The sequence below is a fragment of the Streptomyces marianii genome (genome assembly GCF_005795905.1).
GTDB lineage: Bacteria > Actinomycetota > Actinomycetes > Streptomycetales > Streptomycetaceae > Streptomyces > Streptomyces marianii.
On sequence record NZ_VAWE01000001.1, the window covers coordinates 1,795,202 to 1,822,186 of the forward strand.

Genomic DNA, 26,985 nt, shown 5'->3' on the forward strand with positions numbered 1-26,985 from the left:
GGCAGCGCGCGGATGCGGCGGCCTTGTCGGCGCATGGTGGCGGCTGGCGTACCGGGACGGCGAACTCGTCGGTCTGCGCATCCCGGCGCACAACCCTTCGGGCCCGTGCATCGGCTTCATCGGAGTCGTTCCGGAGCACCGCGGCAACGGCGACGCGTACGACCTGCTCGCCGAGTGCACGCACCTCCTGGCGGAGCGGGGCGCGGAGTTCGTCGCCGGCGCCACCGACCAGGGCAACGTACCTTTTCCGGACTACGAGCTCGTCCTTGGCTGTACTTCGTGCAGGGCCCAAGCGGCTTCGCGGTTTCGCCCGCCTTTGCCGGTGCCGGGCTGCAACGTCTTCATTTGTGGTCGCGCAGGAAGGTAGGGATCTCGTCGCGGGTCGGGTAGTTCGGCAGGGGTGCTGGCTTGTCCTGAAGGAACGCGGTGATGACGGCGGCGGCTCGGTCGTTGTTGTCGTCCAGACCGTTCCACATGTGGTGTCCGACTCCGGGCATGTAATGCGTGCGCTGGATGGCGGGGTCATTGGCAAGGACGGTGGTCTCCCATTGACGGATCTGGGAGGAGCACTCGGCGATCATCAGCATCGCGGGGTCCGGGAGCGCCTCAGTTTCGGGGCGATGGAGGGTGAGTCCTTGACCGTTTGCTGGATGCGGAGGCTGGCGGCGGGGCTGAAGGAGAAGTTCTGTGCGGTGTCCTCGGCGGGGATGCGGTGCGCGTCGCGCGCGCAGTATGCGGATGCGGTGTCGCTGCCGAGGTCTGCGGCGGTGAAGGCGTTGTCGCCTTCCGCCTGTCCGATCAGTCCGGTGTCGGGGCTGAGGAGTCCGAGCCGCATGAGGCCGAATGCCACGGCGTACCGGGGGACGTATGTCGATCGCGGTCCGGTCGGGGCCGGCGCGAGGCCGTGTGCGGATTTTCGGCCCTTGTGCCCGGTGATGTGTGCGGTGGGGCCGTCCATGGGGCCGGGCTCGGCGATGATCGCCCGGTGCAGGCGTGCGGCGACGCGCGGGTCGGCCAGGGCTCGGGTGAGCACGGCCCCGCCTGAGGAGAAGCCGAGGATGTCGACCTTGCCTTTGTTCAGGCGGTCGATGAAGGCGGCGAGGTCGCGGACCGGCCTGGAGATCGTGTACTGGCCCATGGGGAGCAGGTCGCTTCGTCCGCCGCCGGCCTGTTCGTAGGCGTAGACGTCGTAGCCCTGGCGGGCCAGGAGTTGCAGGAACCGGTGGTCGAGTACCGAGATGCCACGGACCGGTCCGCCGTTGAGGTACACGAGCGGGGTGGGATGCCGGGGACTGGGGTGCGCGGGCGGGTAGTGGTACACCGCGACCCGGCTGCCCGTGGTCAGGCTCCAGTGCTGCGTGGTCACGAAGGGTAGCGCGGGCGGGTACCGCCGGGTCGTCGGCACGGTCGGGATGCAGACCGATGCCGTCAGCGCCGCCGCGACAGCCACCGGCAGGAACGGCACGAGCCGCGCCGGCCACGTGCGGCGCCGGCTCCGCCACGTCGCGAGGACAGCCCCGACTCCAAGGGTCGGCAACCATGCGGCGAGCCCCGAGCCTGCCCCGTCCGTGAGGGCGATCAGCGCGAGAAAGACGACGACCAGCATCACGAAGGCGGCCAGGGCCAGCAGTAAGCGTCCGGTGAAGCGGACGAGACGTATGGCGGGCGTGGGCACAGCGGACCTCCGAAGTTTCAGAACACTGTTTCAAAACGACGTTATCAAAGAGGGTAGGCTGCTGGCCGTGGGTAGGCCCAGAACAAACGATCAGGCCGTCAAAGAGCGGCTTGTGGAGTGCGCGACCGAGATGCTCGCCACCCGTCCACGGGAGTCGCTCACGGTCCGCGCCGTGGCCGCTGCTGCCGAGGCGTCGACGACGGCGGTGTACTCCCTGTTCGGTGGAAAGGACGGGCTGATCGGTGCGGTGCGCGACAGAGCCGTCGCTGGCCTGTTCCAGGACCTGTCGACGGTGCAGACCTCCGCGGACCCTCTAGCCGACCTCTACGCGCTGGCCGTCGCCTACCGTCGTTGGGGGCGCGGACACAGCCACCTGTACACGGTGCTGTTCGGTGGTGTGCAGTCCTTCGACCCGTCGGGGGAGGTCGGTGCCAGTGACCCGATCCGTCCGCTCCTCGCGGCAATCGATCGCGCGTTGGCGGTGTCTGTCCTCGCTGGCGACGCAACGGCGATCGCCCTGTCGATCTGGGCCACCCTGCACGGGCTCGTCACTCTTGAACTGGCTGGGGCTCTCGACGCCGCCACGGCCGAGGCCGCATTCCGATCGGCGGTTCACGCCACGTTGCGCGGGTGGGCGACCCCGGCGGTGTTCCGCAGCCTTGGCGAAACCGAACTCGCTCCTTGACAGGATCAGGGCCGGTTATCCGGTCCTGGCGGGGGCGGGGTACGTGGTCAGTGAAGACAGGCATGCCAAGGTCGATCAGCTGTGGCCGACCATCGGTTGGAGATCGCTTGAGGCTGTTGAGTTTGGCCATCGCAGCGTCGAAGCTGACCTGGAGTCCCTCGACCTCGCCGAGCCAGCCGTTGGCGCGGGCCTCGCGGATGCGTTCTCGGAGGTTCTGGATGATCTCGATGAGGCGTGGCCTCTGGCGGGGATCCATCTGGAGGGCGGGGCAGCGAATGCAGGCTTCTCTGAACAATCGGTGAGTGACTCGAAGCTGTCGTGCCTCGGTGTTGCGATGAGAGGTATCAGGATCCAGGAGGCTTCTCCTCATGGCCAGCTCCAGCTATGAGTGCTCGTATGCGGGCTACTCCCTGGGCCTGACTGAAATGTGAAACCTCTGCCTGACGTCGATCAGAATATCGAGCATCTTCACGAAGCGGATCATCTGTCATCGCCTGGTCGAGTTTTCGCAGCGCCAGGATATTGATGGCCTGCGGGGTTCGGTCAACCACTTCGGTGCCGAGGAGGCATTCGAATGACGCATACAATGGCGCGAACTCGTCGGTTGCTTCCGTGAGGTGCCTTGCTGCAGCCCAACTGCCGTAGCCGAAGCTACCAGCAATGACCAGAACCGGAACCTGGGGATTGAATGGGTTCTTGGTTTTCACTACGAGGCCGTAGTCGGTTCCTTCGTCTCCTCGTGGCTGCAACTCGGGGGCGTAGATTTGATCAGTCTGGCTGTCATGGAGTGAGACATCATGGGGACTTCTTCTACTGAACCCCAGGGAGAGGGAGCTTGACAGCCGTTGCATGACTTCATCCGTGATGCCGTTGCTGTCTGGCCCTCCGATCAAGATGAGGGGGTGGCGTCTTTCTGCGCCTTTGATTCGATCACCGTATGTGATAACAGGAGATGGTGCGCCGATACGAACAAAGTATTGTTGGAGCTCGGAAAGAGCAAAAGCACAGCCGACTCCGATGAGGCCGGAAGGCTCCCAACGGCCGAGCTGATGCAAGCCGACCACCACTGTGAGGTTGGGCTTGCTGAACTCACGCCAGAACGCCCGGGATTGACGACTTCTCGTTTGGGCGGTATGTGGCTTGGCTAATTGGTAAATCCGGGCCAGCGCGGCTAGCCAAGGCTCCGGATCCTCTCCGCACGCCTCAACAAATTTTTCAAGCGTCTTCTTTCTCGGGATATTGGTCTTACCGTCGATCAGGCTGTGAATCGTCGCGCTGCTGAGGCCAGCCGCGTTGGCCAGGCGGTCGAAGCTCCACCCGCCGGCAGCAAACAGCCGTTCCAGCTGTTTGATCAGATCCTCTCGACTGTGAACTTGATCTGGATTGATCCGAACCCCCACGTGGTCCTCCTGGTCTGGCCGTTCGCTTCATTCGGATGGAAGCGTAGCCGAGATGCTTCATGACCTGGGAAGACGAAAAAACTGGGGCGATATCGATCATCTCTGATGCTTCCGAATGCAGGGGAGGTCCAGGGTGTGCTCACCAGCCAACACCATTGAAGAAGGAGTCCCGTGGTGAGCAGGAACAGGAAGAAGACTCGCCCGGTGCACGACGGTGCGGTGCCGACAGGCACGGTCACTCAAACCCTGTGCACCATCCTCGACAAGGCCATGGCCAGCTGGTGTGCTGTCCTCCGTCTCACCGCGGCTTGCATGGCCCTGTGCCTGCCCGTCGCAGCTGCTGTCACTGTGTACCTCTTCCTCCATTGGTAGAGCCGGACCCAGATGAACGCCTCCGCGCTCGCGGGCAGCCACTGCTCGGTCTGGGCGCCCTTGCGCACTACACGCACGAGCTGGTCGCCCCAGTCCACGTCGGCCCCCTTCATGCCCAGGAGTTCCGAGGCGCGGGCGCCGTTGCTGATGGCGAGCGCGACGAGCGCCCGGTCTCGGTTGGAGCGCAGCGCGGCGAACAACTCGTTCCACCGTTCGTCCGACATCTGCCGGGGCCGACGGCGTGGGATTTTCGGGATGTACCGGAGTCGGCCCTCGCCCCGGTACGGATCGAGCGGGTTGTGGTGGGCGTGGGGACGGCGGCACTCGGAGCGCGCCAGCGGCACCGGGTTGATCAGTGGGCCTTCGCCTGTCTCGATCCAGAAGGTGTAGAAGCTGCGGATCACCGCGTTGCTGTGCCGGATGGTGCGGGGCTTGTAGCGGTCGTCCAGGTAGGGCTTCTTGGTGATCGGGTTGATGGTGCCCGCTGTCGCGGTGGACACCGTCCGCGCAGCGTTGGGGACTTTGACCGTCGCCCCCAGCCACAACGCGAAGTCCCGACCTTCGGCAGGGGTGGCCTGGTTCCACGGAACATTGACCACCCGGAGCCACCGCCACCACCGCAGCAGGTCGAATGCGTAGCTGCGGACGCTGCCGGGCCGGTTGTACCGGGCGACGAAATCGATCAGGTACCGGCGTACCGGCTCGGCAGACCGCCCCTCCTCATCGAAGACCAGCCACGGCACCACGCCCGGGTTTGCGGCGACGTGGCCCCATCGGGGCAGGCGAATCGATCGGACATCACGCGAGTACTCGTCCAACTTTGCTGCGCTCCTTTGTCGTTCGGATGCGCAACATCTATCGACTAGACCAACCGGGGGATGCGCCGTGGCCCGGCGAGTCGCTCGGTAGTCCGGTCAATACCTCGATGGCAGCCACCTTCGCCAAGGCCGGGCACCCGTGGTGCAGGAGCGCGTCCACCTCGGTTTCTGACCCGGTGCGCGCGGAGCGGGATCCGCTCCGCGCCCGGGGCCGCGCCCCGGGCCGGTCAGCGCTGCGGCGGACACGCGGTCCGCTGGGCGCGGATGACGTCGCGGTACCACGCGTACGACGCCTTCGTGGTGCGCTCCAGGGTGTCGTAGTCGACGTGGACCAGGCCGAAGCGCTGCGAGGCGCCCTCCGCCCACTCGATGTTGTCGGTGAGCGACCAGACGAAGTAGCCGCGGACGTCGACGCCCTCCTCCACCGCCCGGTGCAGGGCTCGCAGATGGCCGTCGAGGAACGCGATCCGGGAGTCGTCGTCGAGGCCGTCGTAGGAGCAGCCGTTCTCCGTGATGTGGACGGGCGGCAGGCGGTCGCCGTAGCGCGCCCTGAGGGTGACGAGCAGTTCCCGCAGGCCGTCCGGGACGACGGGCCATCCGAAGCGGGTGCGTTCGGCGCCCTCGATCTCCCTGAGTCCGAAGGGGAGTTCCGCGGGCATGCCGAGTCCGGCGTAGGAGTCGAGCGCGTCGGTCGCGGGTGCGCCGACCAGCATGGGGCTGTAGTAGTTCACGCCGTACCAGTCCAGCGGCTCGGAGATGACCGCGAGGTCGTCGGCGACCGGCCCCGGCATCAGTCCGTCGAATCCGTCCGGGTAGCGGCCCATCAGCAGCGGGTCGGAGAAGAGCCGGTTGGTGAGCGTGTCGTAGAGCTCGGCGGCGGAGCGGTCCTCGTCGCTGTCGCTCGACGGGTGGACGGGCGAGTGGGACACGGCGAGGCCGATGTTCCCGGCGCCCGCGGCACGCAGGGCCCGGACGGCGAGGCCGTGGGCGAGGAGCTGGTGGTGGGCGGCGGGCAGGGCGTCGAAGAGGAGCCGCTTGCCGGGGGCGTGCTCGCCGAGCGCGTAGCCGAGCATGGTGACCTCGGCGGGCTCGTTGACGGTGATCCACATGGGGACGCGGTCGGCGAGCCGTTCGGCGACGACGGCCGCGTAGTCGGCGAACCGGCCGGCGGTGTCGCGGTTGAGCCACCCGCCGGCCTCTTCCAGGGGCAGCGGGGTGTCCCAGTGGTAGAGGGTCGGCGCGGGGGTGATGCCGTGCTCGCACAGTGCGTCGACGAGCCGGTCGTAGAAGCCGATCCCGGCGGGGTTCACCGGACCGCTGCCGCCGGGTATCACCCGGGGCCAGCTGACGGAGAAGCGGAAGGCCCCTGCGCCCAGTCCGGCGAGCAGGGCCACGTCCTCGCGGTAGCGCGCGTGGAAGCCGGTTCCGCGGGAGGCGTCCGCGCCGTCCTTGATCCGTCCGGGTTCCGCCGCGAACACGTCCCAGCCGGAGGGGCCCTTGCCGTCGGCGTCGGCGGCGCCCTCCGTCTGGAACGCGGACGCCGAGGCACCCCACAGGAATCCGGGCGGGAAGGAGGGCAGCGGTGTCGCGGAGGGCGATGTCATGGCGCGGACCCTAGTACCGGCGAGTACGGCGCCTCCAGAGGGCGAAGTTGCCAGGATGGGGAGAACTGCCGCCGACGACACGACTCCGCCGGCGTGACGGACGCCCGGGCGACGGAGGCCGCATGACGACGCCGGCATCACCGACGCCGAGATGACAGGGGATCGATCACCAGTGCTGTTCGAGGTATGGGCACCGCGGGCGCAGGACCGGGTCGACTTGTGGCTGGAGGACACCGAACAGGGGATGGAGCGCGATCCGTCGCGGGAGGACTGGTGGACGGCCGAGGCGGACGCGGGTGACGGGGACCGCTACGGCTTCCGGCTCGACGGCGGACCCGTCCTGCCCGACCCGCGCTCGCGCCGTCAGCCCGAGGGCCCGGACGGGCCGAGCGCGGTGGTCGCTCCCGACACCTACGTCTGGCGCAGCGACGACTGGCGCGGCCGGGACCTCACGGGCGCGGTCCTGTACGAGCTGCACATCGGCACCTACACCCCCGAGGGCACGCTCGACGCCGCCGCCGCCGCGCTCGGCGAGCTGGCGGAGCTCGGCATCACCCATGTGGAACTGATGCCGCTGTGCCCCTTCCCGGGAACGCACGGCTGGGGCTACGACGGGGTGGCGCCCTGGGCGGTGCACGAGCCGTACGGCGGCCCCGGGGCGCTGAAACGCTTCGTGGACACGGCCCACGGTCTCGGGCTCGGTGTCGTCCTGGACGTCGTCCACAACCACCTGGGACCCTCCGGCAACCATCTTCCCGCGTTCGGGCCGTATCTGACGGACATTCACCACACCCCCTGGGGCTCGGCGATCAACCTGGACGCGCCCGGCTCGGACGAGGTGCGCGCGTACCTGATCGGCAGCGCGCTGGCGTGGCTGCGGGACTACCGCGTCGACGGGCTGCGGCTGGACGCGGTCCACGCCCTCGTCGACACCCGGGCGCTGACGTTCCTGGAGGAACTGTCCGCGGCGGTGGACCGGTTCGGGGCGGACGTACGGCGGCCGGTGTTCCTGATCGCCGAGTCGGACCGGTGCGACCCGAGGACGACCACCCCGCGCGAGGAGGGCGGCCTCGGGGTCCACACCCAGTGGAACGACGACTTCCACCATGCCCTGCACGCCTCGCTGACCGGTGAATCGCAGGGCTACTACGCCGACTTCGCACGCGCGCCGCTCGGCGCGCTCGCCAAGACCCTCGGCCACGTCTTCTTCCACGACGGCACGTACTCCACGTTCCGCGGCCGTACGCACGGCCGTCCCGTCGACCTCGTCCGCACACCCGCGCACCGGTTCGTCGGCTACGCCCAGACGCACGACCAGATCGGCAACCGCGCGACCGGCGACCGGCTCTCGTCGGCCCTCCCGCCCGGACTTCTGGCCTGCGCGGCGGTGCTGGTGCTGACGGGGCCGTTCGTCCCGATGCTGTTCATGGGCGAGGAGTGGGGCGCCCGTACGCCGTGGCAGTTCTTCACCGACCACACCGACCCGGAACTCGCGGAGGCGGTACGGCAGGGCAGACGGCGGGAGTTCGCCGGGACCGGTTGGGCGGCGCAGGACATCCCCGACCCGCAGGACCGCGCCACCCGGCGACGCTCCTGCCTGGACCGCTCCGAGCGGGACCGCGAACCCCATGCCCGGCTCCTGGCCTGGTACCGGGAGCTGATCGCCCTGCGCCGGGGCGAGCCCGACCTGTCCGACCCGGACCTCGCGGCCGTGCGGGTCGCCTACGACGAGGAGGCGCGCTGGTTCGTCTTCCGCCGGGGCGACATTCGGGTCGCGGTCAACCTCGGCGAGGAGCCCGTCACGATCCCGCTGGGGGCGGGGGGCGGTCGGGTGCTCGCCGCCTGGGGCGAGACCGGGCCGGCGGGGCCGGAGGGCGTGCTGGAACTGGCGGGCGAGTCGTGCGTGGTGCTGCACGACGCGTGACACGGCAGGGCTGCACGCACCTCACATCGGACAACGACGTCGGTCCGTTCCACAAGGACGAGGTGGAACGGACCGGGTTCGCAGCACATGGCCGCTTCTCAACAGGGTCTCGTAGGGGGTCGGCCCCTTCGAGGCCCGGCTTGCGGATCGGGTGGGATGGTGGCTCTCCCCTCCTGCACCGCGTGCGGCCGGGCACGTGCGGATCAGGTGGCAGGCGCCGGGGTGACGACGGGGGTGCCGAAGCCGCCCTTGTCGTTGCCGGGGTAGGCGTAGATGCTGCCGTTGGTGTGGATGGCGATCAGGTCGCTCTTCTGGTCGCCGTTGAAGTCGGCTTCGGAGAGCAGGCGCATGCTCTGCCAGCCACGGCCGGTCCTGCTCGCGGTATTGAAGGTGCCGTTGCCCTTGCCGGAGTAGAGGTACAGGTCTCCGCTGTTGTGGACGGCGTAGATGTCTGCCTTGCCGTCGCCGGTGAAGTCCCCGGCGGAGAGCATGCGCATGTTGGTCCAGCCGGTGCTGGTCACGCTCCCCGAGGCGAAGTTCTTGCCGTTGCCCGGGTAGAAGAAGAGGTTGCCGTTGGTGTGGGCGGCGATCAGGTCGCCCTTCTTGTCGCCGTTGAAGTCGGCGGCGGTCATCAGGCGTATGCCGCCCCACCCGCTCGCGACGACGGAGGAGCCGGTGATGCCGTTCCTGCCGTTGCCCGGGTAGAGGTAGAGGTTGCCGTTGGTGTTCGCGGCGAGGATGTCGGCCTTGCCGTCGCCGGTGAAGTCCGTGGCGGCCAGCAGACGCATGTTGGTCCACCTGCCCTCGTTGACCTTGACGCGCTTGCCGAACTTGCCCTTGCCGTCGCCGGGCTGGGCGTAGAGGAAGTCGTCGGCCGCGTCGATCGCGAGCAGGTCGGCCTTCTTGTCGCCGTTGAAGTCGGCGGCGGTCATCAGCAGCGCCCACGACCGCCCCGCGGTGGTGGCGATCCAGTCGGCCAGGTCGTCCGTGCGCGTGGCGACGGCGTCGGTGCGGGTCTCGGACTCGCCCAGACAGCCGCCCTGCCGTGAGCGGGTGGCGATGCCCACGAGCGCGACGCCTTCCTCGGCCTCCCGTAGCAGGGGGGCGCCGGTGTCGCCCTTGCACAGGGCGTCGTTCGCGGTGGCACCGGCCAGGGTGAGCTCGGTGTCGGAAAGCGCGCTGATCTTCATCGACGCGGTGTGGGCCGCTCCGGGCACCCATTCGGTCCTGGTGCGGCCGAAGCCGACCGCCTGCAGGGTGTCGCCCTCGCCCGCCGGGGAGGCGGCAAGTTCGATGGGGGCGATGCCGGTGGGGGTGGGTGTCGCGAGGCGGGCCATGACCAGGTCGCCGGTGAGAGAGGGCACGAGCTCCGCGACGTCGGCGGCGTGTCCGCCGGTCCCGGTCAGGGAGCTGCGACCGATGGTCGCGGTGGTCTTGAGGGCCGGCTTGCCCGCGGCGACCTGGGTGGGGTTGACGGGGTCGACGGCGAAGCAGGCCGCGGCGGTCAGCACCCACTGACGGTCCACCAGGGCTCCGGAGCAGGAGCGGGTGGTGTCGCCTTCACCGATGTGGAGGCGGGCGACGGATGCCTCGGTGCCGGCGAGGGCGTCCGGACCGGTAGCGGCGGTGGCGGGCGTACCGGTGAGGATGGCGGCGCCGGTGACGGCGGCGAGGGCCGCGGCGAGCATGGAGCGGTTGCGTGTACGGGACAAGGTGACGCGTTTTCCTGTCTGGGGTAACGGGAGCAGAGGCGTGGCGGGAAGCCGGAAGCGGCGTCAGGCACCGTGGAACACGGCGCGGACGGTGTGCGGCACGTCTGCCTGCCGGGCTGCGGAAGGGTCTTGTGAGCCGGAAACCGTGGGTCAGCCGGTGACGCGCAGCTCGACCAGGACGGAGCGCTCGCCGTTGTCGCCGGCCTCGCCGATGGGCTGGTAGTCGTTGGCCGCCGCGTGGACGACGGTCTCCTCGTTGCCGGCGGTGATGGTGGCCGTCACCGGGTACGCCTCGGTCCAGATGCCGAATGCGTCGGGTAGTTCGAGGGTGAGGTAGCCCTGCTTGGCGCTGACGTCGAAGCAGTAGCTCTTCTTGCCGGTGCGGGACTTGACCGTGATGTCGGTGGTGCCCTCACAGGGCACCAGGGTGATGTGGCCGTCGCCGCGCTTGAGGACGATCTGCTGGTCCTGCTGGATCTGCGCGGCACCGGGGTGGGTGAAGTCCTCCACGGCGTAGGGCAGCTCCGTGGCGGAGGGTGTACCGCCGTCCTGCGGAGCGGCGTTCGCCACGCCGAACGTTGCGATACCGGCGACGGCTACGGTCGCGGCGGTGAGAGTGGTGAAGAGCGCCGCGCGGGCACGCGAGATCGCCATGGTTCCCCCTGTTGGTCAGTGGAATGCGTGAACTCCCCCACGCAAGTTACCCAAGAGTAAATCAGATGTAGAGTGCTCCGTGCGCACACACGGACCCCTTTGGGAGGTGTGGGCATTCGGGGGGCTCGGGGATTCTCAACTGTGGTGACGTGAAACGCCGTTCATCCTTTTGACCACCGCTTCCACACGACAAGCACGCCCGGCTGACCCCCGGGGTGCGGGGCTTGTTGTGCGCACGCTCGAAGTTGAAGGTCGAACGAGGGGTGCCGATGAAGCGGCAAACAACCTCCGGAATGCCGAATTCCGGAATGTCATCTCGCATAAGGAGAGGGGTACGCAGGGGCGTCTGCGGCGTCGTCCTCCCCGTGGTGATGGGCGCGGGCTTGCTGGGGAGCACGCCCGCGCACGCCCAGGAGGAAGAGCTTGACGGCTCGATCGGCCGGTACCTGGCTGTCCAGTACTGGGACACCGGCGGGGCGGGCATCAAGGAGGCGGCTGAGCGGGCGCTGCTGGGTTCGGACGACGACGTTCGGAAGTTCCTGGACGAGGCGCCCGCCATCGAGTACGACGACGACTATGTCGACGCGAGCCGGGTCTACAACGTCGGCGGCGTGGCGGTGCGCGAGGCGACGAAGAAGGCGCTGAAGGGCACTCCGGAGGAGTTGCAGGAGTTTCTGCGCAGTGGGTGGCAGAAGCCTTTGGAGGAGGACCGGGAGGTCGAGGCGTCCCGTGTCATCAACTTCGGCGGTGTGGGCGTCAGGGAAGCGGGCAAGGCTGCGCTGAAAGCCGGGCCCGAGGCGGTCAAGGAATTCCTCGAGTCCGGTCAGTACAAGGAGCGGGAGACCGATAACGAGGTCGAGGTCTCCAAACTGATCAACTCGGGTGGGCCGAACATGAAGGCCGCCGGAAAGGCGGCGCTGAAGGGCACGCCGGAGGACATCGCCGAGTTCCTGGCCGTCGGGCAGTTCGTCGCCCGCAACCGCGACCAGGAGCATGCCACCATCGAGCAGCTCACCGAGCAGGCCAAGCAGGCAGGGCTGCAGGCGGAGGCCGCCACGAAGAAGTCCGAGGAGGCGTCCGCTCGCGCGATCGCCGCTTCGGAGCTGGCCAAGGAAGCCGCGGCGAAGGCCGCCCGGGAGACCGAGGCGGCGCGCAAGGACTCCGTCCGCGCCGCCTACAAGGCCAAGCAGGCCGCCGCGTCCGCACGCGCCGCCGCCGCTGCCGCCCAGACGGCGATCGGCGCGGCCAACGCCGCAAACCGGGCCGCCCGGATCGCCGCGCTCGCCGCGGCGCAGACCGCGAACGCCGCCGCAGCAGCGGCGAACGCGGCCAACAACGCCTACAAGTCGGCGATCGCCGCGGCCGGCAACGCGAGCCAGGCCGACACGGCCAAGAAGGACGCGGTCGCCGCCCGCAAGGCAGCCGCGCTGGCCCGCACCGCGGCTGCCGCCGTCGATCAGGCGGCCAAGGCATCCGCCGCCGCCGGTGTCGCCGCGGCCGCCTCCCGCAGCGCGGGCGCGAACGCGAACGCCGCCGCCGACTCCGCCGAGGAAGCCAACCGGCATGCCGAGGCCGCCGGCGTCCACTCCGCAGAGGCCCGCAACGCCGCCGCCGAAGCGCGCCGCCACGCCAACGCCGCCAACCGGGCCGCCAACAACGCCACCGCGCTGGCCCAGCGCGCGTCCCAGCAGGCATATGCGGCCCGCGACGCGGCAAACTCCGCCGCCGGCCACGCCGAGAAGGCCGCCGACGCCGCCGATCTCGCGGCGAAGTACGCCGGGCAGAGCGCGTCCGCCGCGGCGGACTCCCGCAAGTGGGCCGCCGCTGCGAAGACCGCCGCAGACACGGCCACCACCGCGGTCAATACCGCCAAGCAGGTCCACCAGGTCGCCCTGGACGTCGAGACCGAGGAACTCGCCTCCCGCGGCGAAGCCGCTCTGGAGCGCGCCCGCACCGAGAAGGCCCAGAGCGACGCCGTGGTCTCCGCCACCGAGGCCGTCGTCCGCGACGCGCGCGCCCTGGACGGCACGGCGGAGGCTCTGGCCATCGAGGCGGCCACGCCGGACGTGAACGTCACGGCCACCGCGGCCAAGGGCCGCGAACTCGCCCTGGACGCCCTCAAACTCCGCGGCCCCTGGCACCAGCAGGCCGCCGCCGACGCGCTGAGCGGTACGGACGCCGATGTACTGGAATACCTGCGCAGCGGCTGGAAGAACGCAGCCGCCGAAGAGGCGCGTGACAGGGTCCTCCGGCTGAGCACGGACAGCCCCTACCCCTCGGTACGGGAGGGTGCCGCGGAAGCACTCAAGGGCACCCCGGAACAGATCGCCGCCTTCTACGCCGACGGCCAGTACACCGTCGCCGAGACCGACCTCGCCGTCGCCGTGTCCAAGGTCAACAACTTCGGCGGGACCAGCGTCAAGGACGCCTCCAAGATCGCCCTGAAGGACGGCAGCGGCAAGGCCCTTGCGGCCTTCATGGAAGTCGACCAGTACACCGCCCGCGTGACCGACGAAGAGGTCATCGCCTCCAAGCTCGTCAACGGTGGAGGCGAAGAGGTCAAGGCAGCGGCCAAGGCAGCCCTGGCGGGCCCCCCGGGCAAGCTCCACGAGTTCACAGCCGTCGGCCAGTACACCGCCACCCGCAAGGACGACCTCACCGCCACCCACCGCGCCCAGATCGGACGGCTCCTCGCCGAAGGCGAGATCATCGCCGCCAACGCCCAGGCCAACCGCTGGCGCGCCGCCGAAGCCGCTGCCAAGGCCAACAAGGCCGCCACCGAAGCGGCCAACGCCGCCGGCGAAGCCAAGAAGTCCGTTGCTGCGGCCAATGGCTACGCGGCCGCGGCCAAGAAGTCCGCCGACGCCGCCGCGGTCAGCGCCGACCAGGCACGCAAGTCCGCCACCACCGCACGCAACGCCGCCGACGCCGCCAACCGCGACGCGGACGCCGCCGAAACCTCCGCCGCACAGGCCGAGTTCTCCGCCGAATACGCCCGCCAGTCCGCCAGGGAAGCCAGCGACTCGGCGGGGGACGCCCGCTACGCCGCGATCGCAGCCGGCAAGAGCCAGGCGGAAGCCGACGCGGCCGCGAGCCAGGCATGGACCGACGTCAAGCGCAAGCGTGAAGCGGAAATCGCCGAAGCCAAGCGCAGGGCCGAAGAAGCCCGGAAGGCCGAGGAGGCCCGGAAAGAACCCGGCGCCTGCGGCTACACGATGGTGGCCGGCTACGCCCACCCCAACCCCTGCGAGGAAAGCGACGCCTTCGGCCTCGACGACCTCGTATGGGAACTCGTGGGCGGCGCCGACATCGAGAAATGCGTCAAGAACCCCTCCTGGGGCGACTGCGCCATGGCAGTCGTCGCCGTCACACCCGCCGGCAAGCTCAAAATCATCAAGAAGGGCGCCGATGCCGTCGAGGACGCCGCCAAGGGAACCCGCCGGGGCAAGGAAGTGGGCGAGTGCCTCGTCAAGGGGGCCAAGAAGGACAGCTTCCCTGCTGGCACTTCCGTCCTCATGGGCGACCGCACCCCACGCCCGATCGAACAAGTCAAGGTCGGCGACCACGTCCTGGCCACCGACCCCGAAACAGGGGAAACCGGCCCGCGCCGCGTCGACGCGACCATCTACACCCCCGACGACCGCGACTTCACCGGCATCACTCTCGACCAGACCAACGGTGACGGCTCCCTCACCGCGACCAGCCACCACCCCTTCTGGACCGAGAACGACAAGACGTGGAAGAACGCCGCCGACCTCACCTCGCAGGACACCCTCCGCACCCCCGATGGCGGCACGGCACAGATCAACGCCGTCCGTCACTGGACCGGACTCGCCCCCGCCTACAACCTCAACGTCAACGACCTGCACACGTACTATGTGCTGGCGGGCAGGACTCCGGTCCTGGTCCACAATGCCGACGACGGTCTGACTCCTGAGCAGCAGAAATCCATCGAGTCGTACCGCAAGCTGATCGAAGAGCATGAGGAAAAGCTCCGTAAGTACCTGGCTGACCCAGATGCCTACGACAACAAGGGCTTTCTCAAGAATGCGCCGAGTGAAGAAGTGCGCCAGCGGATCATCGACGGGCGCACCAGGCACCTGAGAAAAGAAATCCAGACCTTCCGCGACAACATCGCAAAAATCTCCGGGAAATGCTGATGGTCGAGATCCCTGTTGAAAAGCTCAAGGACGTGTTCGATCTGCTGATTAAGAGAGTGTGCGCCGACGAGGAGGTAGTACGAGTCAATAGGGAAGCGTTCTGGTCCATTGCCTCGGACGAGGCCTACGAGGTCTACAGCGAGCCCGGGGAACTCACCATCGGCATGCTCTCCGAGTCGTGGAGCCAGCTTGAAGGCATGCTCGCGGATCCCGACCGCGTGGTGGGGTACGGATTCGTCTGGCTTGCCGAGGTTCTACGCGCCATTGGGGACGAAGCCACGTCCTGAGCCGTTGTGAAGGGTTCGTAAGGACGAGAAGGTGCACCTATGGTGGGTCTTCGAATTTAGTGGGGGGTGCGGCGGTGACGGGCGCGCTCGCCGGTCACGCTGTGTGAGGTGGTTGGGGTGCGGGCGCCCTGGACGCAAGGAGCCCGCGGGCCTTCGTGATCATGGTTGTTGTCTAGGCAACCGATCATGAAACCCCACGGGCTTGAACAGCGACGATACCGGCATCAACGAAGCGGCAACGCGACTTCTGGGGCTGGAGGGGGTGAGTGTGACGCAGGTCAAGGACGACGGGGCGGGCGGTTCGACGGTGTACGTGGTCACGAGCGAGGACTCCGCCCGGGCCTGCCCCTCGTGCGGGGTCTTCGCCACCCGGCTGAAGGACTACCGCACCACCCGGCCCCGGCACCTGCCCTGCGGTGGACGCCCTGTGAGTATCCGGTGGCGCAAGGCACGCTGGTACTGCGCCGAACCCGCGTGCGAGCGCGGCTCGTTCACCGAGGCGATCCACGCGGTGCCCGCCGGGATGCGCACCACCACCGCCCTGCGCCGGGCGGCGGGGGCCGCGGTCTGCGACGGATCCCGCACCGTCGTGCAGGCCGGCCGCGACCTGTCCTTGAGCTGGCCCATCGTGCAGCGATGCTTTGAGGACTACGCCGCGACGGTCCTGCCCGAGACGCCGCCCGCGACCGAGGCGGTCGGGATCGACGAGACCCGGCGGGGCAAGCCGGTCTGGGCCCAGAACCCGGCCACGCAGAAGTGGGAACTGGTCGCGGACGCCTGGCACATCGGCTTCGTCGACGCGATCGGCGGGCAAGGACTGTTCGGGCAGGTCGAAGGCCGCAACGCCACCTCGGTCGCCGACTGGCTCAGCTCCCAGCCCGCATCCTGGCGGGCACAGGTGCGCTACGTCGCCATCGACCTGTGTTCCACCTTCCGCGCCGCCGTCCACCGTGCCCTGCCGCACGCGACCGTGGTCGTCGACTGCTTCCACATCGTGCAACTCGCCCAGCGCCACCTCGCCGACCTGCGCCGACGCCTCACCTGGCGGCAGCACGGCCGCCGGGCCCGCAAGGGCGACGGCATCTACACCGTCCGCAAACTCCTGCGCCGCAACAAAGAAGACCTCACCGAAGACCAACGCCTCCTCCTGAAGACCGAGTTGGAGTACATGGGTACCTACGGCCGGCAGATCCACGCGGCCTGGCAGGCCAAGGAACTCCTGCGCGACCTCCTCGGCCTGGCCGTCAGCCGCACCCACCACGCCCCCGACCGCTCCGCGATCTCCGCCGCCCGCCACCGCTTCTTCACCCACGTCGCCGACCACGCCCACCTGCACGAACTCCTCACCCTCGCCGAGACCATCGAGCAGTGGTGGGACGGCATCGAGACCTACCTGACCACCGGCATCACCAACGCCGCCTCCGAAGGCAACAACCGCCTCATCAAGCTCGAAGCGCGTAACGCCTTCGGCTTCCGCAACCGCGCCAACCAGCGCCTACGCTCACGCTGTGCGACCACCCGCCGGAGCCGACGGCAGGCGCACCCCCACTAAATTCGAAGACCCCCTATGGTGGTCAATAGGCCCTGCCGGATCTGGTCTGGCAGGGCCTATCGGCTAGTGAGGACCGTGCGGGCCTCCATCTTCTGGAAGTTCACGGGATCCCTAACGTGCCGGTCACCTCGGCGACGGCCCGGCGCGCCCCCGCACGGCGCCTCCCTACTCGACGATCGCCAGCTCGCGCGGCGTGTTGTTCAGCCGCCGGCCGCCCGTCTCCGTGACGGTCACGATGTCCTCGATCCGCACCCCGAAGCGGCCGGGGAGATAGATGCCGGGCTCCACGGAGAAGCACATCCCCGGGACCAGCGGCTGCTCCTCCCCCTCGATCATGTACGGCGGCTCGTGCGTGGTGACGCCGATCCCGTGGCCGGTGCGGTGGACGAAGTACGCCCCGTAGCCGGCGTCGTCGATCACCGCGCGCGCCGCCCGGTCGACGTCCTGGCAGGCGGCACCCGGCCGGACCGCCTCGTACCCGGCCTGCTGCGCCTCGCGCACGACGTCGTGGACCCGCCGCTCCTCTTCGGTCGGCTCCCCGACGTGGACGGTCCGGCTGGTGTCGGAGCCGTAGCCGTGTTTGAGCCCTCCGAAGTCGAGGACGACCATGTCGCCTTCCTCGATCGTGCGTTCACCGGCCTCGTGGTGCGGGTTCGCCCCGTTCGGGCCCGATCCGACGACGGTGAAGTCCACCTGCGAGTGCCCGAAACGCAGCAGCAGTCCGGCGAGGTCGGCGGCCACGTCGGTCTCCCTGCGGCCGGAGAAGCGCACCTTGAGGATCTCGCGGTACGTCTCGTCGGCGGCTGCCCCGGCCGCCGCAAGCCGGGCCAGCTCCCGCTCGTCCTTGACCGCGCGCAGCATGGGCAGGGTCCGGGTGAGCGAGGTGTACGTCGTGCCGGGCAGTTCGCGCTGCATGCCGAGCAGGTGCATGGCCCAGGCGTTGTCGCTGATCCCGTAGCGGCCGCGGCCTTCGAGCAGTGCGGCGGTGACGGCGTACGGGTCCTTGCCGTCGGTCCAGTCGCGCAGCCTGAGCGCGGCTCCTCCGGCCGCGCTCGCCACGTCCGGGGCTTCCAGGGTCGGCACGACCAGCACCGGGTCCTGGCCCTCGACGAGGACCAGGAAGGTCAGCCGTTCGGTCGGCACGGGCTGGTAGCCGGTGAGGTGGACCAGGTCCGGGCCGGGGGCCACGAGGAGACCGGAGAGCCCGGCCTCGGCGGCGGACCGGGCGGCCCGGGCCATCCGCGCCCGGTAGTCGTCGGCGGTGAAGGGCGCCGGCGTCGCGGACTCTGCGGTGCTGGGCATGGGCTCTCCTCCTGCGTTCGGTACTCGTCCCCGGTCGGTCGGGTCGCGGTCCCGTGCCCGGTCGGGGTTCCCGGGTCGGGTGCGTCGGTGTCCTCGCCGGGACGGGGTTCCCGGGTCGGGTCGGGGTTCCCGGGTCGGGTCGGGGTTCCCGGGTCGGGTGCGTCGGTGTCCTCGCCGGGACGGGGTTCCCGTGCCCGGTCGGGGTTCCCGGGTCGGGTGCGTCGGTGTCCTCGCCGGGACGGCCTCCCCGGTTCGCCGGGCCGGGGCCCTCGGAACGGCCCGATCCCGGGGCCCGATCCCGGGGCCCGACCCCGGGACCCGACCCCGGCACACTGGCCGGGCCTGGGGTCGGTGTCAGTCGTCGCCGGTATGCCGTGCCACGAGACGTTGCAGCATGTCCTGGAAGTCCTCGCCGACCACGATCCTCAGCCCCTCGCCGCCCTCGTCATGGTCGCTGAGCTGGGTCAGCGCCCCGGCCCGCCACCAGTAGACGTACGGGGTGATCGCCCCCGGCGTGTCGGCGTACCCGGACGCGGCGAAGGCGGCCAGCGCGTTCAGGGACGGGATGACACCGGCGTCGCGGATGACGTGGAAGGCGATCTGGTGCCGGAAGGGCAGTGCGACCAGCGCGCCGTCGTCGGTGATCTGCTGCCCGGTGACCTGGCGGACGAGCGCGTCCAGCACGAGGACGCGGCTGGCCGTGTAGAAGGAGTCGCCCACCACCACCTCCAGGCGCATGCCCCCGGCGTCCTTGATGGTCTGGTGGCCCTCCACGGGGAGGTCCCGCAGATTGGCCATCGCGCGCTCGCGCAGCACCGGCACGTCCCCGAGCGGCTCGAGGGCGTCGTCGGTCAGGATCATCACGCTCTCGGGCAGGTCGAGCGCGAGCACCTCGCTCAGTCCCGGCGCGAGTGCGCGGGCGTAGCGGAACGTTTCCCTGTCCAGGCCCTCGGAGCCGATCACCCGCGGGTACAGCTGGGACCGGATCTGGTCGGGCGGCAGGGTGTCGAGCGCGGACGGCGCGTCCATGGTGCGCAGCACCATGCCGACGTGGCCGCGGATGACCTTGGGCCAGACGCGGGGGCCCCGCTCCTCGTTGTGGCACACCGCGGCGAGGTTGCCGAGCCCGAACTGGCGTCCGGCGCTGTCGGTGACGACGTCGGAGTAGACGGTGACCTCCAGGCCGCGCTCGGCGAACGCCTCCCGGACCTGGCCGCGGAAGCGTGCACCCTCCGCCACCGAGAAGAAGGCGAACTCCGCGTCCCGGGGCGCGTCCTCCCCGTCCCGCTTCGGCCCTCGCCGGAACAGCCTCACGTCGGCCCCCGCTCATCCTGTGTGGGATCGGATCCTGATTGCTCGGGTGTTGCGTGTGCTCGGTTTTCCTCTGGGTGTGCTCAGGTTTCGAGCGTACCGACCGCACCACGGGCCCCGCTTGCCAGACCCGGGCGACGCCCGCGCGCCCCTCGGGGCCACGGGGCCACGGGGCCGCATGCCTGCCGGTGCCGCGGCACGCCCTCGGGGTTCCCGAGCGGACGTCCACCGGCCGGGCCGGGTCCCGGGGAGGGTGTGCGGCGGTCAGTCCCCGGCGTTCCTCTCGCGCGATTGGACGGTGAACCCGGCCAGGAAGAGGGTGAGCCAGCGGTCCCGTACGGCGGGCTCCTGGTCGGTGGGGGCGGTGAGGATGAGCATCAGGAAATCGTCGACGGTGACGTCGGGGTGGAGGTCCCCGTCGGACACGGCGGCGGCGATGATCCGCTCCATCGCGCCCCTGAACCGCTCTTCCTGCTGCTCGGTCCAGTGTGCGGCGCCCAGGGTCTGGGCCGCCGCCTTGACGCTGCGGTCCCGGGCCGACGCCTCGACCGTGCGCTCGGCCAGGCGGGTGATCTCCGCCATCGCCCGGGAGCCCTCCCCGACCCGCGCAGCCGCGGCTTCGATCTCGCCGGTGATGATCTCGCTGTGCTCGGCGATGACGGCCCCCACCAGGTCCGTCTTGGTCGGGAAGTGGCGGTAGAGCGTGCCCACGGCCACGCCCGCCGCCTCGGCGATGGCGTCCATCGGGACGTCGGGCCCGTGGCGGGTGATCTGCTCGCGCGCGGCGGCCAGGATCTTCGTCCGGTTGCGGACGGCGTCGGCACGCAGGGGGCGGGAACCGGCCATCGGGTCCTCCAAGTCGGCCAGGGGGACGACCTCTCGCGCCGGGGTCCGCGGCGCCGCGTCCACGACAGGAACATGAATTGTAGTTCAGGATCACACTCCCTCCGCTTGCGCAAACATGAACCAGCACTCAGGATGATGGTGAGCCATGGTTCACTTTATTGCCGCCCCCAACCCCACCGGAGGACCCGCGATGCCGAACAAGGTCGCCCTGATCACCGGAGCTTCGTCCGGGATCGGCGAAGCCGCCGCCCTCGAACTGCACACCCGCGGATTCACCGTCTACGGCGCCGCCCGCCGCGTCGAGCGGATGTCCGCCCTGGCCGAGCGGGGGATCCGCACGATCGCCATGGATGTCACCGACGAGAACTCGCTGCGCGCCGGAGTGGACCGGATCGTGGCCGAGACCGGCCGGATCGACGTCCTCGTCAACAACGCCGGGTACGGCTCGTACGGCCCCGTCGAGGACGTGGCCCTGGACGAGGCCCGGTACCAGTTCGAGGTCAACGTCTTCGGCGCCGCCCGGCTGACCCAGCTCGTGCTGCCGCACATGCGCTCCCACCGCAGCGGCCGCATCATCAACATCACCTCGATGGGCGGCAGGATCCACACCCCGCTGGGCGCCTGGTACCACGGCACGAAGTTCGCGCTCGAAGGCTTCAGCGACTCCCTCCGCATGGAGGTCAGGCCCTTCGGCATCGACGTGGTCATCGTCGAGCCGGGCGCCATCCGTACCGAGTGGAGCGGAATCGCGGCCGACCGGCTCCGCAAGGTGAGCGGCGACAGCGCGTACGCCGCGCAGATCGAGTCCATGGCCGCGGCGCTGGAGTCGGAGAGCAACGCGCGCCGGTCCTCGTCCCCGTCGGTCGTCGCCCGCGCCATCGGCCGCGCCGCCACCAGCCGCCGCCCCAGGACCCGTTACGCGGTGGGCATGGGCGCCAAGCCGCTGATCCTGACCCGCCGCGTCCTGCCCGACCGGGCGTACGACGCACTCATCGGACGCGCGATGGGCAGCCTCGGCGCATAGCGCGGCCGGGCACGGACGGCTGTGTCAGTGGGGCCGGTTACGGTTCACGCATGACCGAGACGACCGTCGACGACCGCGCCTTCCCGGCTGCTCTGGCCGAGGTGGCCAAGGTGGAGTTCGTGTACGGAGAGGACGGCGACGGCGTCGACTTCGAGCCGTACGCCGCCTTCGACTCCGCGGAGAAGACGACCGACTGGCTGCGCCACTGGACCGGCAACCACGAACTGGACGGGGACGCCTTCCGGGTCTTCGGCCAGGACGGTTCCGGCGGCCTCGCCGCCATATGGTTCGCCCGCCCCGGCCGGCCGCCGGCCGAACAGCCCGCGGTGTTCATGGGTTCGGAGGGCGAGCGCGGCGTCGTGGCAGGGAACCTGTCGGACTTCCTCTGGGTGCTGGCCGACGGCATAGGCCCCTTGGAGGCCGTCGAGTTCGGGGAGCGCGAGGCACGTCCGAACGCCGACCCGGACCTGGCCGCCCTCGCCGAGCGGCACGCGACGGCCCCGCGCCGGGCCGCGGGGCAGATCATCGACGAGGCCGGCGCGGAATTCCCCACGTTCTCCGACGACATCGACGCGCTCTGCCGCTGAGGCGGGGGCCGTGCGCACGGCAGCGGGGCGGCTCAGACCTCAGGCACCAGGTCCCATCAGCACCGTCAGATGGGCGCGGTGCCGGCCGCGCGCCACCAGCCGGGCGTTGAGCTCGTCGGATTCGCGGACCCAGCGTTCGGCGTACGCGCGGTCCTTGCCGAAGCGGACGTGCCGGTCGACGAGCCGGGGCACCCGTACCGCGTCGGGCAGTTCCAGGTACCAGACCTCGTCGAGCAGCGCACGGATCCGCGACCAGGCCCCCTCGTCGTGCAGCAGGTAGTTGCCCTCGGTGACGATGAGTGGGACGTCCGGAGCGACCGGGATGCTGCCCGCGACCGGCTCCTCCAACGTCCGGTCGAAGGCAGGCGCGTACACCGCCGTGCCCGCCTCGGGGCTGCGGAGGCGGGTCAGCAGTGCCGCGTATCCGGCGGCGTCGAAGGTGTCCCGGGCGCCCTTGCGCCGAGCCCGGCCGAGCCGCTCCAGCTCGGCCCCGGCGAGGTGGAAGCCGTCCATGGGGACGAGCACGGCACGCCCCGGGCCGAGTCGCGACACGAGCTCCGCGGCGAGCGTCGACTTGCCCGCCCCCGGCGGCCCGGCGATGCCGAGGAGGTGCCGCGCACCGGGGCGGGCGAGCCGCCGGGCACGGTCGGTGAGCTGCTCGATCGACGGGTCCATGCGAGGCATTGTGCACAGCGTCGGTGATACTGGACCGCCCCCGAGCAAGGAGACCCGACCCAAGTGTCCACCGCACCGCTCCCCCGCATCGCCCTCGTCACGCTCGTCGTCCGTGACTACGACGAGGCCATCGCCTTCTACCGGGACGCCCTCGGCTTCGCCCTCGTCGAGGACACCGACCGGGGCGACGGTTCACGCTGGGTCGTGGTCCGGCCGGGTGGCGAAACGGGCGGCACGGACCTGCTGCTGGCGCGGGCGAGCGATGACGAGCAGTCGGCGAGCGTCGGCGCACAGACCGGCGGCCGGGTCGGCTTCTTCCTCCACACCGACGACTTCGCCCGCGACCACGCCCGGATGACGGCGGCGGGCGTCCGCTTCCTGGAGGAGCCCCGCCACGAGCCGTACGGTTCGGTCGCCGTCTTCGAGGACCTCTACGGCAACCGCTGGGACCTGCTGCAGCCCGCGTAGCGACCCGCGAGGTCCCGGTCTCCGGTCCGCACGGGTACCCGGCATTCGCGTTCACGCGGGCGGCGGCGTTTCCGTTCACGCGGGCCCGCCGGTCCCGTCCGCACCGGCACCCGGCGTTCGCGTCGGACGGGCGCTCCGGGCGCTCACCACTGCAAGGTCCATCTCGGCGCGCACGGTCTTCCCTACCGGTACGCGGTCGAGGACGGACCACCGGTCGGCGAGCGCCGCGACGAGCACCAGGCCCCGGCCGGTCTCCGTGTCACCGGCCGCGCCGTCCGGGAAGCCGGTCGCTCCGGGCCGGGGCGGGCGGCGCTCGCCCCGGGCGTCCGACACGTCGACGGTGAGCGTCCCCGGCGCGAGGGCGAGCCTCAGCTCGAAGTCCCGCCCCGGCACCCGGCCGTGCGTCACCGCGTTCGCCGCCAGTTCCGCGACCAGCACGGCCGCGGTCTCGGACAGCTCCGTCCCGTGCGGAACGCCCCAGGAGTGGAGCTGGTGGAGCGCCAGGTGCCGGGCGAGCCGGGCGCCGCGCGGTGTGGAGCTGAAGCGCTGTGTGAACACACGTACGGTGACGGGCGGTTGGGGCGCGGCGGTGGCGGTCGGTGGGGTGGCCGGTGCGGTCATGGACCCCAATCTGACGGCCGGACCAGGGGTTTCTCCAGAGGACGGCCGCGTACGCTGCGTCAGCGTACGCGCACTACCGGTGGACGGTACGCGTCACCATCCGTGACCATGGTCCGATGGCGATGACGGACACCGGCGGAGCCGGTACGCACGCGACGGAACCGGAAGCCTCGGACAGTCTGAGGACGTTCGGGGCGGTCGTCCAGGCGTTACGCGAGCACGCGGGCCTCAGCCGGGGCGACTTCGCCCCGCTCGTCGGGTACTCCAAGCACACGGTGGCCTCGATCGAACTGGGCCGCCGGATGCCTGACGACGACTTCGTGGAGCGGGCGGAGACGGCGCTCGGCAACACGGGGGCGCTGCGGCGGGCCGCGCAGCACCTCTCGCGCCGGCCGGGGCTGGCGGCGTGGTTCCGGAGGTGGGCGCGGCTGGAGGCGGTGGCGAGCAGCCTCTCAACATACGAATGCCGGTTGGTTCCGGGTCTGTTGCAGACGGAGGCGTACGCGCGGACGCTGTTCGTCAACCAGCTTCCGCCGCTGGGGGACAAGCAGATCGAGGCGCAGATGGCGGCCCGGCTGGAACGGCAGCGGCTGCTGAGGGAGCGCCCGAACACGGCCTACAGCTTCATCCTCGAAGAGCACCTGCTCCTACGGCGGACGGGTGGCGCGGCGGTGACCCGCGAGCTGGTGGGCCACATCCTCGGCCTGGCCGAACTGCGGAACATCGAGCTCCAGATCATGCCGCTGGTACGGGAGAGCCATGCGGGACTGGACGGTCCCGTGCAGTTGCTGGAAACCCAGGAGAACAGGCGGTTCGGCTACTGCGAGGGGCAACGAGGCGGTCAGTTCGTCTCCGACCCCAAAGAGATCAGCGTGCTCCAGATGCGGTATGCCAGGATGCGCTCACAGGCGCTTACCCTGGAGGACTCACTGAGTCTGTTGCGGCGGATGCGAGGAGCGCTATGAGCGGCAGCACAGAACTGGCCTGGTTCAAGAGCAGCCACAGCGGCGGCGACGGCGACGACTGCGTGGAGGTGGCGCTCTCCTGGCACAAGTCCTCCTACAGCAGTGGTGGCGACGGCGACTGCGTCGAGGTCGCCGCCTGTCCCGCCACCGTCCACGTCCGCGACTCCAAGGACAAGCAGGGCCCCCGGCTCGCCCTCTCCCCCGCCGCCTGGACGGACTTCGTCGCCTACGCCGCCCGGGACTGACGCCTACGGCACCGGCGTGGCCTCCAGCGCCTTGCGGTGCTGCATCGCCGTGAGACACCGGACGACGCGGACGGCCGGCACCGCGGCGGCGATGTCGAGCAGCACGGAGAGCAGCGTCAGGGCTGTCGCCTGCGGCGTCTCGGCCGGCCCCTCGGCGAGCAATTGTCAATTCCTGTGGATCACCGTGGGGAGCCTCAAGTGGCCCGCAGCCATTGATCGAGAACTGTGAAGTCTTCGTTGGTGAGGCCGCGGGACGACGCGATGCGGTGGAGGAAGGCCGGAGCGGGGTGGTTGGTGGACACCCAGTCCCGATCGGCGTCGGTGATCTCGTCATCGACCCAGATGAACGGGCGTCCGCCTGCCCATGCCGCCAGGGTTCGGGTCTTCCAGTGGAGCCCGAACCACTGGTCCTCGCGTTCCTGCGCGTCGGAGGGTTCCGGCCAGTGCACGACCGGCAGCGGCGGCAGGCCGAGCAGCGGTGCGATGTCGGTGTTCGCCGTCTCCTCCCACGTGGTGGCCCAGACCAACTCGCACGGCAGTGCCGCGAGGCGCGGTCCGAAGCGCGGGTCGAGCCGCATCAGGTGCGAATCTGTCGTGGTGCTTGACGGCTCGCGCTGCGAGCCGTCACCGAACGGGAGGAGAGGTCCGTCGACGTCCAGGAACAGCAGCGGGAGTTCCTTGGGCTCACTCATGCCGCAACCTCCCGCTCACGCTCGACCAGGACGCCACGTTCGAAGCGGGCGCCGCTGCGGACGAGGGCGACGAGGTGGGGTGCGGTGATCGCGCGCCAGCGGGCCTGGGCGGACTCGGCGAGCTTGAACACCATCGCCAGGGCCGCGGCCGGGCTGCCGGCGCCGCGGGTGACCTTGGTCCGCAGCTTCACCGTGCTGAAGGTCGACTCGATCGGATTCGTCGTGCGCAAATGGACCCAGTGCTCGGCCGGGAAGTCGTAGAACGCCAGGAGTTCATCGACGTCGTCGGTGATCTTCTTGACGGCCTTGGGCCACTTCGCGCCGTAGGAGCGCCCGAAGTCCTTCACCGCCTTCTCGGCGTGGTCGCGGTCCTCGGCGTTGTAGATCTCCTGCAGTGCCTTCTTCGCGCCGGGCTGGGCCGATCCCGGTAGGGCGTTGAGCACGTTGCGGGTTTTGTGAACCCAGCACCTTTGATGTCTGGCCTGCGGAAACACCTCGGTCAGCGCCCGCCACAGCCCCATGGCTCCGTCGCCGACGACGAGCTCGGGATCGCGCATGCCGCGTCGGCGGCAGTCCCGCAGGAGGTCGGCCCAGGACTCGGTCGACTCGCGCAGGCCCTCAGCGAGCGCGATCAGCTCCTTACTGCCGTCGGTACGCACGCCCATGAGGACCAGGACGCAGGAGCGGGCCTGGCCGAGGCGGACCTTGGGGTGGACGCCGTCAGCCCACACGTACACGTAGTCGGCCCCGGACAGGTCCCGCTCCTGGAAGGCGGCGTGATCGTCGCTCCACTGCTTGGTCAACCGAGTCACCGTGGCCGACGAGAGCCCAGCGGCCGAGCCGAGGAACTGCTCCATCGCGGGCACGAAGTCGCCCGAGGACAGACCGTGCAGGTAGAGCAGGGGAAGGACCTCGCTGATCTTCGGGGACTTCCGGCACCAGGGGGCGAGGATCTTCGACGAGAACCGCTTGCGCTCGCCCGTCTCGCCGTCGACCCGCTTGTCGTTCACCCGCGGCGCCTTCACCACGATCGGCCCGGCGGCGGTGGCCACCGTCCGCTCGCGGTGGTGGCCGTTACGGACCACCAGACGGCGACCCGCCTCGTCCCGCTCACCCGCCAACTCGGCTATGTACTGGTTGACTTCGGCCTCCAGGGCCGCGGCGAGCATCCGGCGGGCGCCCTCACGGACGATGTCGTCCATCAGGGAGCCGCTCTGGGTGGTGCCGTCCTCGTTGACTACGCTCAGCACGGGCGTGCCTTCCCGACCCGCGCTGCAACGCGGGCCTACTCGATGACCAGAAGTCGATCACTCGGGAAGGTACGCCCTTCGCGTTCCGCGAGGCACCCTCCCGGGTCCGATCCACAGGTCTTGAGCATTGCTCCCCCTCGGCCCTGGCGTGGCTCC

The 26,985-nt window shown here is 69.9% G+C and carries 26 protein-coding genes and 1 pseudogene; 12 read left to right on the plus strand and 15 right to left on the minus strand.

The annotated features are described in order from the left end of the window. Positions 1-34 precede the first annotated feature (34 nt). Positions 35-367, plus strand: a pseudogene (locus FEF34_RS42700) (GNAT family N-acetyltransferase); the annotation flags it as partial. On the opposite strand, the gene FEF34_RS42705 reads toward FEF34_RS42700, so the two are convergent. Both FEF34_RS42705 and FEF34_RS07945 read right to left on the minus strand, forming a co-directional pair. Then, positions 342-587, minus strand: a complete 246-nt coding sequence (locus FEF34_RS42705; RefSeq protein WP_234042323.1) for a hypothetical protein — start codon at positions 585-587, stop codon at positions 342-344. The pseudogene FEF34_RS42700 and the gene FEF34_RS42705 sit on opposite strands and share 26 nt — an antisense overlap. After that, positions 581-1,675, minus strand: a complete 1,095-nt coding sequence (locus FEF34_RS07945; RefSeq protein WP_234042324.1) for an alpha/beta hydrolase — start codon at positions 1,673-1,675, stop codon at positions 581-583. Before FEF34_RS07945 ends, FEF34_RS42705 begins: the two co-directional genes overlap by 7 nt. Positions 1,676-1,742: 67 nt before the next feature. Between FEF34_RS07945 and FEF34_RS07950 the strand changes: the two genes are divergently transcribed. Continuing rightward, positions 1,743-2,360 (plus strand): TetR/AcrR family transcriptional regulator, encoded by a 618-nt coding sequence (locus tag FEF34_RS07950; protein WP_138057356.1) that lies wholly within the window; start codon positions 1,743-1,745, stop codon positions 2,358-2,360. 43 nt (positions 2,361-2,403) lie between these two features. Continuing rightward, positions 2,404-2,748 carry a hypothetical protein gene (locus FEF34_RS41105; protein WP_171052870.1) on the plus strand — a complete coding sequence of 115 codons (345 nt, stop codon included), beginning with the start codon at positions 2,404-2,406 and terminating at the stop codon, positions 2,746-2,748. Here the strand turns inward: FEF34_RS41105 and FEF34_RS07960 are convergent. From FEF34_RS07960 to FEF34_RS07970, 3 genes are all read right to left on the minus strand, one after another. Beyond that, positions 2,705-3,760 (minus strand): helix-turn-helix domain-containing protein, encoded by a 1,056-nt coding sequence (locus FEF34_RS07960; protein WP_138052515.1) that lies wholly within the window; start codon positions 3,758-3,760, stop codon positions 2,705-2,707. The genes FEF34_RS41105 and FEF34_RS07960 overlap by 44 nt on opposite strands. Before the next feature lie 239 nt (positions 3,761-3,999). Next, positions 4,000-4,950: a tyrosine-type recombinase/integrase gene (locus tag FEF34_RS07965; RefSeq protein ID WP_199800650.1), complete on the minus strand. Its 951-nt coding sequence runs from the start codon at positions 4,948-4,950 to the stop codon at positions 4,000-4,002. A gap of 227 nt (positions 4,951-5,177) precedes the next feature. Then, the gene (locus tag FEF34_RS07970) at positions 5,178-6,554 is read right to left on the minus strand and encodes a GH1 family beta-glucosidase (RefSeq protein WP_138052516.1); all 1,377 of its coding nucleotides are present in this window, start codon (positions 6,552-6,554) and stop codon (positions 5,178-5,180) included. 172 nt (positions 6,555-6,726) lie between these two features. Between FEF34_RS07970 and treZ the strand changes: the two genes are divergently transcribed. After that, on the plus strand, positions 6,727-8,478 hold the full coding sequence (gene treZ / locus FEF34_RS07975; protein ID WP_138057358.1) for a malto-oligosyltrehalose trehalohydrolase: 1,752 nt from the start codon (positions 6,727-6,729) through the stop codon (positions 8,476-8,478). A gap of 203 nt (positions 8,479-8,681) precedes the next feature. On the opposite strand, the gene FEF34_RS07980 is transcribed toward treZ, so the two are convergent. Both FEF34_RS07980 and FEF34_RS07985 read right to left on the minus strand, forming a co-directional pair. Further along, entirely contained in the window at positions 8,682-10,190 is a 1,509-nt protein-coding gene (locus FEF34_RS07980) for an FG-GAP-like repeat-containing protein (protein ID WP_138052517.1), read from the minus strand. 150 nt (positions 10,191-10,340) lie between these two features. Then, a complete protein-coding gene (locus FEF34_RS07985) occupies positions 10,341-10,844 on the minus strand; it encodes a hypothetical protein (protein WP_138052518.1) in 504 nt (167 codons plus the stop codon). Between the two features lie 308 nt (positions 10,845-11,152). Here FEF34_RS07985 and FEF34_RS07990 point away from each other — a divergent pair, with 308 nt between their 5' ends. The 3 genes from FEF34_RS07990 (at position 11,153) to FEF34_RS08000 (ending at position 16,843) form a co-directional block, all read left to right on the plus strand. Then, positions 11,153-15,004 carry a polymorphic toxin-type HINT domain-containing protein gene (locus tag FEF34_RS07990; protein WP_234042325.1) on the plus strand — a complete coding sequence of 1,284 codons (3,852 nt, stop codon included), beginning with the start codon at positions 11,153-11,155 and terminating at the stop codon, positions 15,002-15,004. Then, positions 14,998-15,291 carry a hypothetical protein gene (locus FEF34_RS07995; RefSeq protein WP_234042326.1) on the plus strand — a complete coding sequence of 98 codons (294 nt, stop codon included), beginning with the start codon at positions 14,998-15,000 and terminating at the stop codon, positions 15,289-15,291. Before FEF34_RS07990 ends, FEF34_RS07995 begins: the two co-directional genes overlap by 7 nt. Before the next feature lie 202 nt (positions 15,292-15,493). Beyond that, positions 15,494-16,843 (plus strand): ISL3 family transposase, encoded by a 1,350-nt coding sequence (locus FEF34_RS08000; RefSeq protein ID WP_199800618.1) that lies wholly within the window; start codon positions 15,494-15,496, stop codon positions 16,841-16,843. A gap of 165 nt (positions 16,844-17,008) precedes the next feature. Here the strand turns inward: FEF34_RS08000 and FEF34_RS08005 are convergent, their stop codons facing one another. The 3 genes from FEF34_RS08005 to FEF34_RS08015 all read right to left on the minus strand — a co-directional run bounded on the left by FEF34_RS08005 (position 17,009) and on the right by FEF34_RS08015 (position 20,365). Next, positions 17,009-18,145, minus strand: a complete 1,137-nt coding sequence (locus tag FEF34_RS08005; protein WP_138052519.1) for an aminopeptidase P family protein — start codon at positions 18,143-18,145, stop codon at positions 17,009-17,011. A 354-nt stretch (positions 18,146-18,499) separates the two neighbouring features. Then, on the minus strand, positions 18,500-19,459 hold the full coding sequence (locus FEF34_RS08010) for a hypothetical protein (protein ID WP_138052520.1): 960 nt from the start codon (positions 19,457-19,459) through the stop codon (positions 18,500-18,502). Between the two features lie 261 nt (positions 19,460-19,720). Continuing rightward, positions 19,721-20,365, minus strand: a complete 645-nt coding sequence (locus tag FEF34_RS08015; RefSeq protein ID WP_234042327.1) for a TetR/AcrR family transcriptional regulator — start codon at positions 20,363-20,365, stop codon at positions 19,721-19,723. A 127-nt stretch (positions 20,366-20,492) separates the two neighbouring features. Here FEF34_RS08015 and FEF34_RS08020 point away from each other — a divergent pair, with 127 nt between their 5' ends. Beyond that, a complete protein-coding gene (locus FEF34_RS08020) occupies positions 20,493-21,326 on the plus strand; it encodes an oxidoreductase (protein WP_138052521.1) in 834 nt (277 codons plus the stop codon). Positions 21,327-21,376: 50 nt separating this feature from the next. Further along, on the plus strand, positions 21,377-21,913 hold the full coding sequence (locus tag FEF34_RS08025) for an SMI1/KNR4 family protein (protein ID WP_138052522.1): 537 nt from the start codon (positions 21,377-21,379) through the stop codon (positions 21,911-21,913). A gap of 39 nt (positions 21,914-21,952) precedes the next feature. Here the strand turns inward: FEF34_RS08025 and FEF34_RS08030 are convergent, their stop codons facing one another. After that, complete coding sequence (locus FEF34_RS08030; protein ID WP_138052523.1) at positions 21,953-22,588, minus strand: nucleoside/nucleotide kinase family protein; 636 nt, start codon at positions 22,586-22,588, stop codon at positions 21,953-21,955. Positions 22,589-22,651: 63 nt separating this feature from the next. Here FEF34_RS08030 and FEF34_RS08035 point away from each other — a divergent pair, with 63 nt between their 5' ends. After that, positions 22,652-23,056: a VOC family protein gene (locus tag FEF34_RS08035; RefSeq protein WP_138052524.1), complete on the plus strand. Its 405-nt coding sequence runs from the start codon at positions 22,652-22,654 to the stop codon at positions 23,054-23,056. A 75-nt stretch (positions 23,057-23,131) separates the two neighbouring features. Here the strand turns inward: FEF34_RS08035 and FEF34_RS08040 are convergent, their stop codons facing one another. Continuing rightward, positions 23,132-23,677, minus strand: a complete 546-nt coding sequence (locus FEF34_RS08040; protein ID WP_138052525.1) for an ATP-binding protein — start codon at positions 23,675-23,677, stop codon at positions 23,132-23,134. Positions 23,678-23,793: 116 nt separating this feature from the next. On the opposite strand from FEF34_RS08040, the gene FEF34_RS08045 reads away from it, so the two are divergent. Then, positions 23,794-24,642 carry a helix-turn-helix domain-containing protein gene (locus FEF34_RS08045; RefSeq protein WP_138052526.1) on the plus strand — a complete coding sequence of 283 codons (849 nt, stop codon included), beginning with the start codon at positions 23,794-23,796 and terminating at the stop codon, positions 24,640-24,642. Continuing rightward, complete coding sequence (locus FEF34_RS08050) at positions 24,639-24,887, plus strand: DUF397 domain-containing protein (RefSeq protein ID WP_138052527.1); 249 nt, start codon at positions 24,639-24,641, stop codon at positions 24,885-24,887. Before FEF34_RS08045 ends, FEF34_RS08050 begins: the two co-directional genes overlap by 4 nt. Before the next feature lie 3 nt (positions 24,888-24,890). Here the strand turns inward: FEF34_RS08050 and FEF34_RS41115 are convergent, their stop codons facing one another. The 3 genes from FEF34_RS41115 to FEF34_RS08060 are packed head-to-tail and all read right to left on the minus strand — an operon-like array spanning position 24,891 to position 26,829. Next, on the minus strand, positions 24,891-25,049 hold the full coding sequence (locus tag FEF34_RS41115) for a hypothetical protein (protein WP_171052871.1): 159 nt from the start codon (positions 25,047-25,049) through the stop codon (positions 24,891-24,893). A 32-nt stretch (positions 25,050-25,081) separates the two neighbouring features. Further along, the gene (locus tag FEF34_RS08055; RefSeq protein WP_138051381.1) at positions 25,082-25,579 is read right to left on the minus strand and encodes an HAD domain-containing protein; all 498 of its coding nucleotides are present in this window, start codon (positions 25,577-25,579) and stop codon (positions 25,082-25,084) included. Next, on the minus strand, positions 25,576-26,829 hold the full coding sequence (locus tag FEF34_RS08060) for an IS256 family transposase (protein WP_138051382.1): 1,254 nt from the start codon (positions 26,827-26,829) through the stop codon (positions 25,576-25,578). Before FEF34_RS08060 ends, FEF34_RS08055 begins: the two co-directional genes overlap by 4 nt. Positions 26,830-26,985 lie beyond the last annotated feature (156 nt).

What these genes read in the sequence shown, in the direction of transcription:
- FEF34_RS42705 (WP_234042323.1), bottom strand. Translation starts at nt 587, where the DNA reads ATGCTGATGATCGCCGAGTGCTCCTCCCAGATCCGTCAATGGGAGACC.
- FEF34_RS07970 (WP_138052516.1), bottom strand. Translation starts at nt 6,554, where the DNA reads ATGACATCGCCCTCCGCGACACCGCTGCCCTCCTTCCCGCCCGGATTC.
- FEF34_RS07985 (WP_138052518.1), bottom strand. Translation starts at nt 10,844, where the DNA reads ATGGCGATCTCGCGTGCCCGCGCGGCGCTCTTCACCACTCTCACCGCC.
- FEF34_RS07990 (WP_234042325.1), top strand. Translation starts at nt 11,153, where the DNA reads ATGTCATCTCGCATAAGGAGAGGGGTACGCAGGGGCGTCTGCGGCGTC.
- FEF34_RS07995 (WP_234042326.1), top strand. Translation starts at nt 14,998, where the DNA reads ATGCTGATGGTCGAGATCCCTGTTGAAAAGCTCAAGGACGTGTTCGAT.
- FEF34_RS08005 (WP_138052519.1), bottom strand. Translation starts at nt 18,145, where the DNA reads ATGCCCAGCACCGCAGAGTCCGCGACGCCGGCGCCCTTCACCGCCGAC.
- FEF34_RS08020 (WP_138052521.1), top strand. Translation starts at nt 20,493, where the DNA reads ATGCCGAACAAGGTCGCCCTGATCACCGGAGCTTCGTCCGGGATCGGC.
- FEF34_RS08025 (WP_138052522.1), top strand. Translation starts at nt 21,377, where the DNA reads ATGACCGAGACGACCGTCGACGACCGCGCCTTCCCGGCTGCTCTGGCC.
- FEF34_RS08030 (WP_138052523.1), bottom strand. Translation starts at nt 22,588, where the DNA reads ATGGACCCGTCGATCGAGCAGCTCACCGACCGTGCCCGGCGGCTCGCC.
- FEF34_RS08040 (WP_138052525.1), bottom strand. Translation starts at nt 23,677, where the DNA reads ATGACCGCACCGGCCACCCCACCGACCGCCACCGCCGCGCCCCAACCG.
- FEF34_RS08045 (WP_138052526.1), top strand. Translation starts at nt 23,794, where the DNA reads ATGGCGATGACGGACACCGGCGGAGCCGGTACGCACGCGACGGAACCG.
- FEF34_RS08050 (WP_138052527.1), top strand. Translation starts at nt 24,639, where the DNA reads ATGAGCGGCAGCACAGAACTGGCCTGGTTCAAGAGCAGCCACAGCGGC.
- FEF34_RS08055 (WP_138051381.1), bottom strand. Translation starts at nt 25,579, where the DNA reads ATGAGTGAGCCCAAGGAACTCCCGCTGCTGTTCCTGGACGTCGACGGA.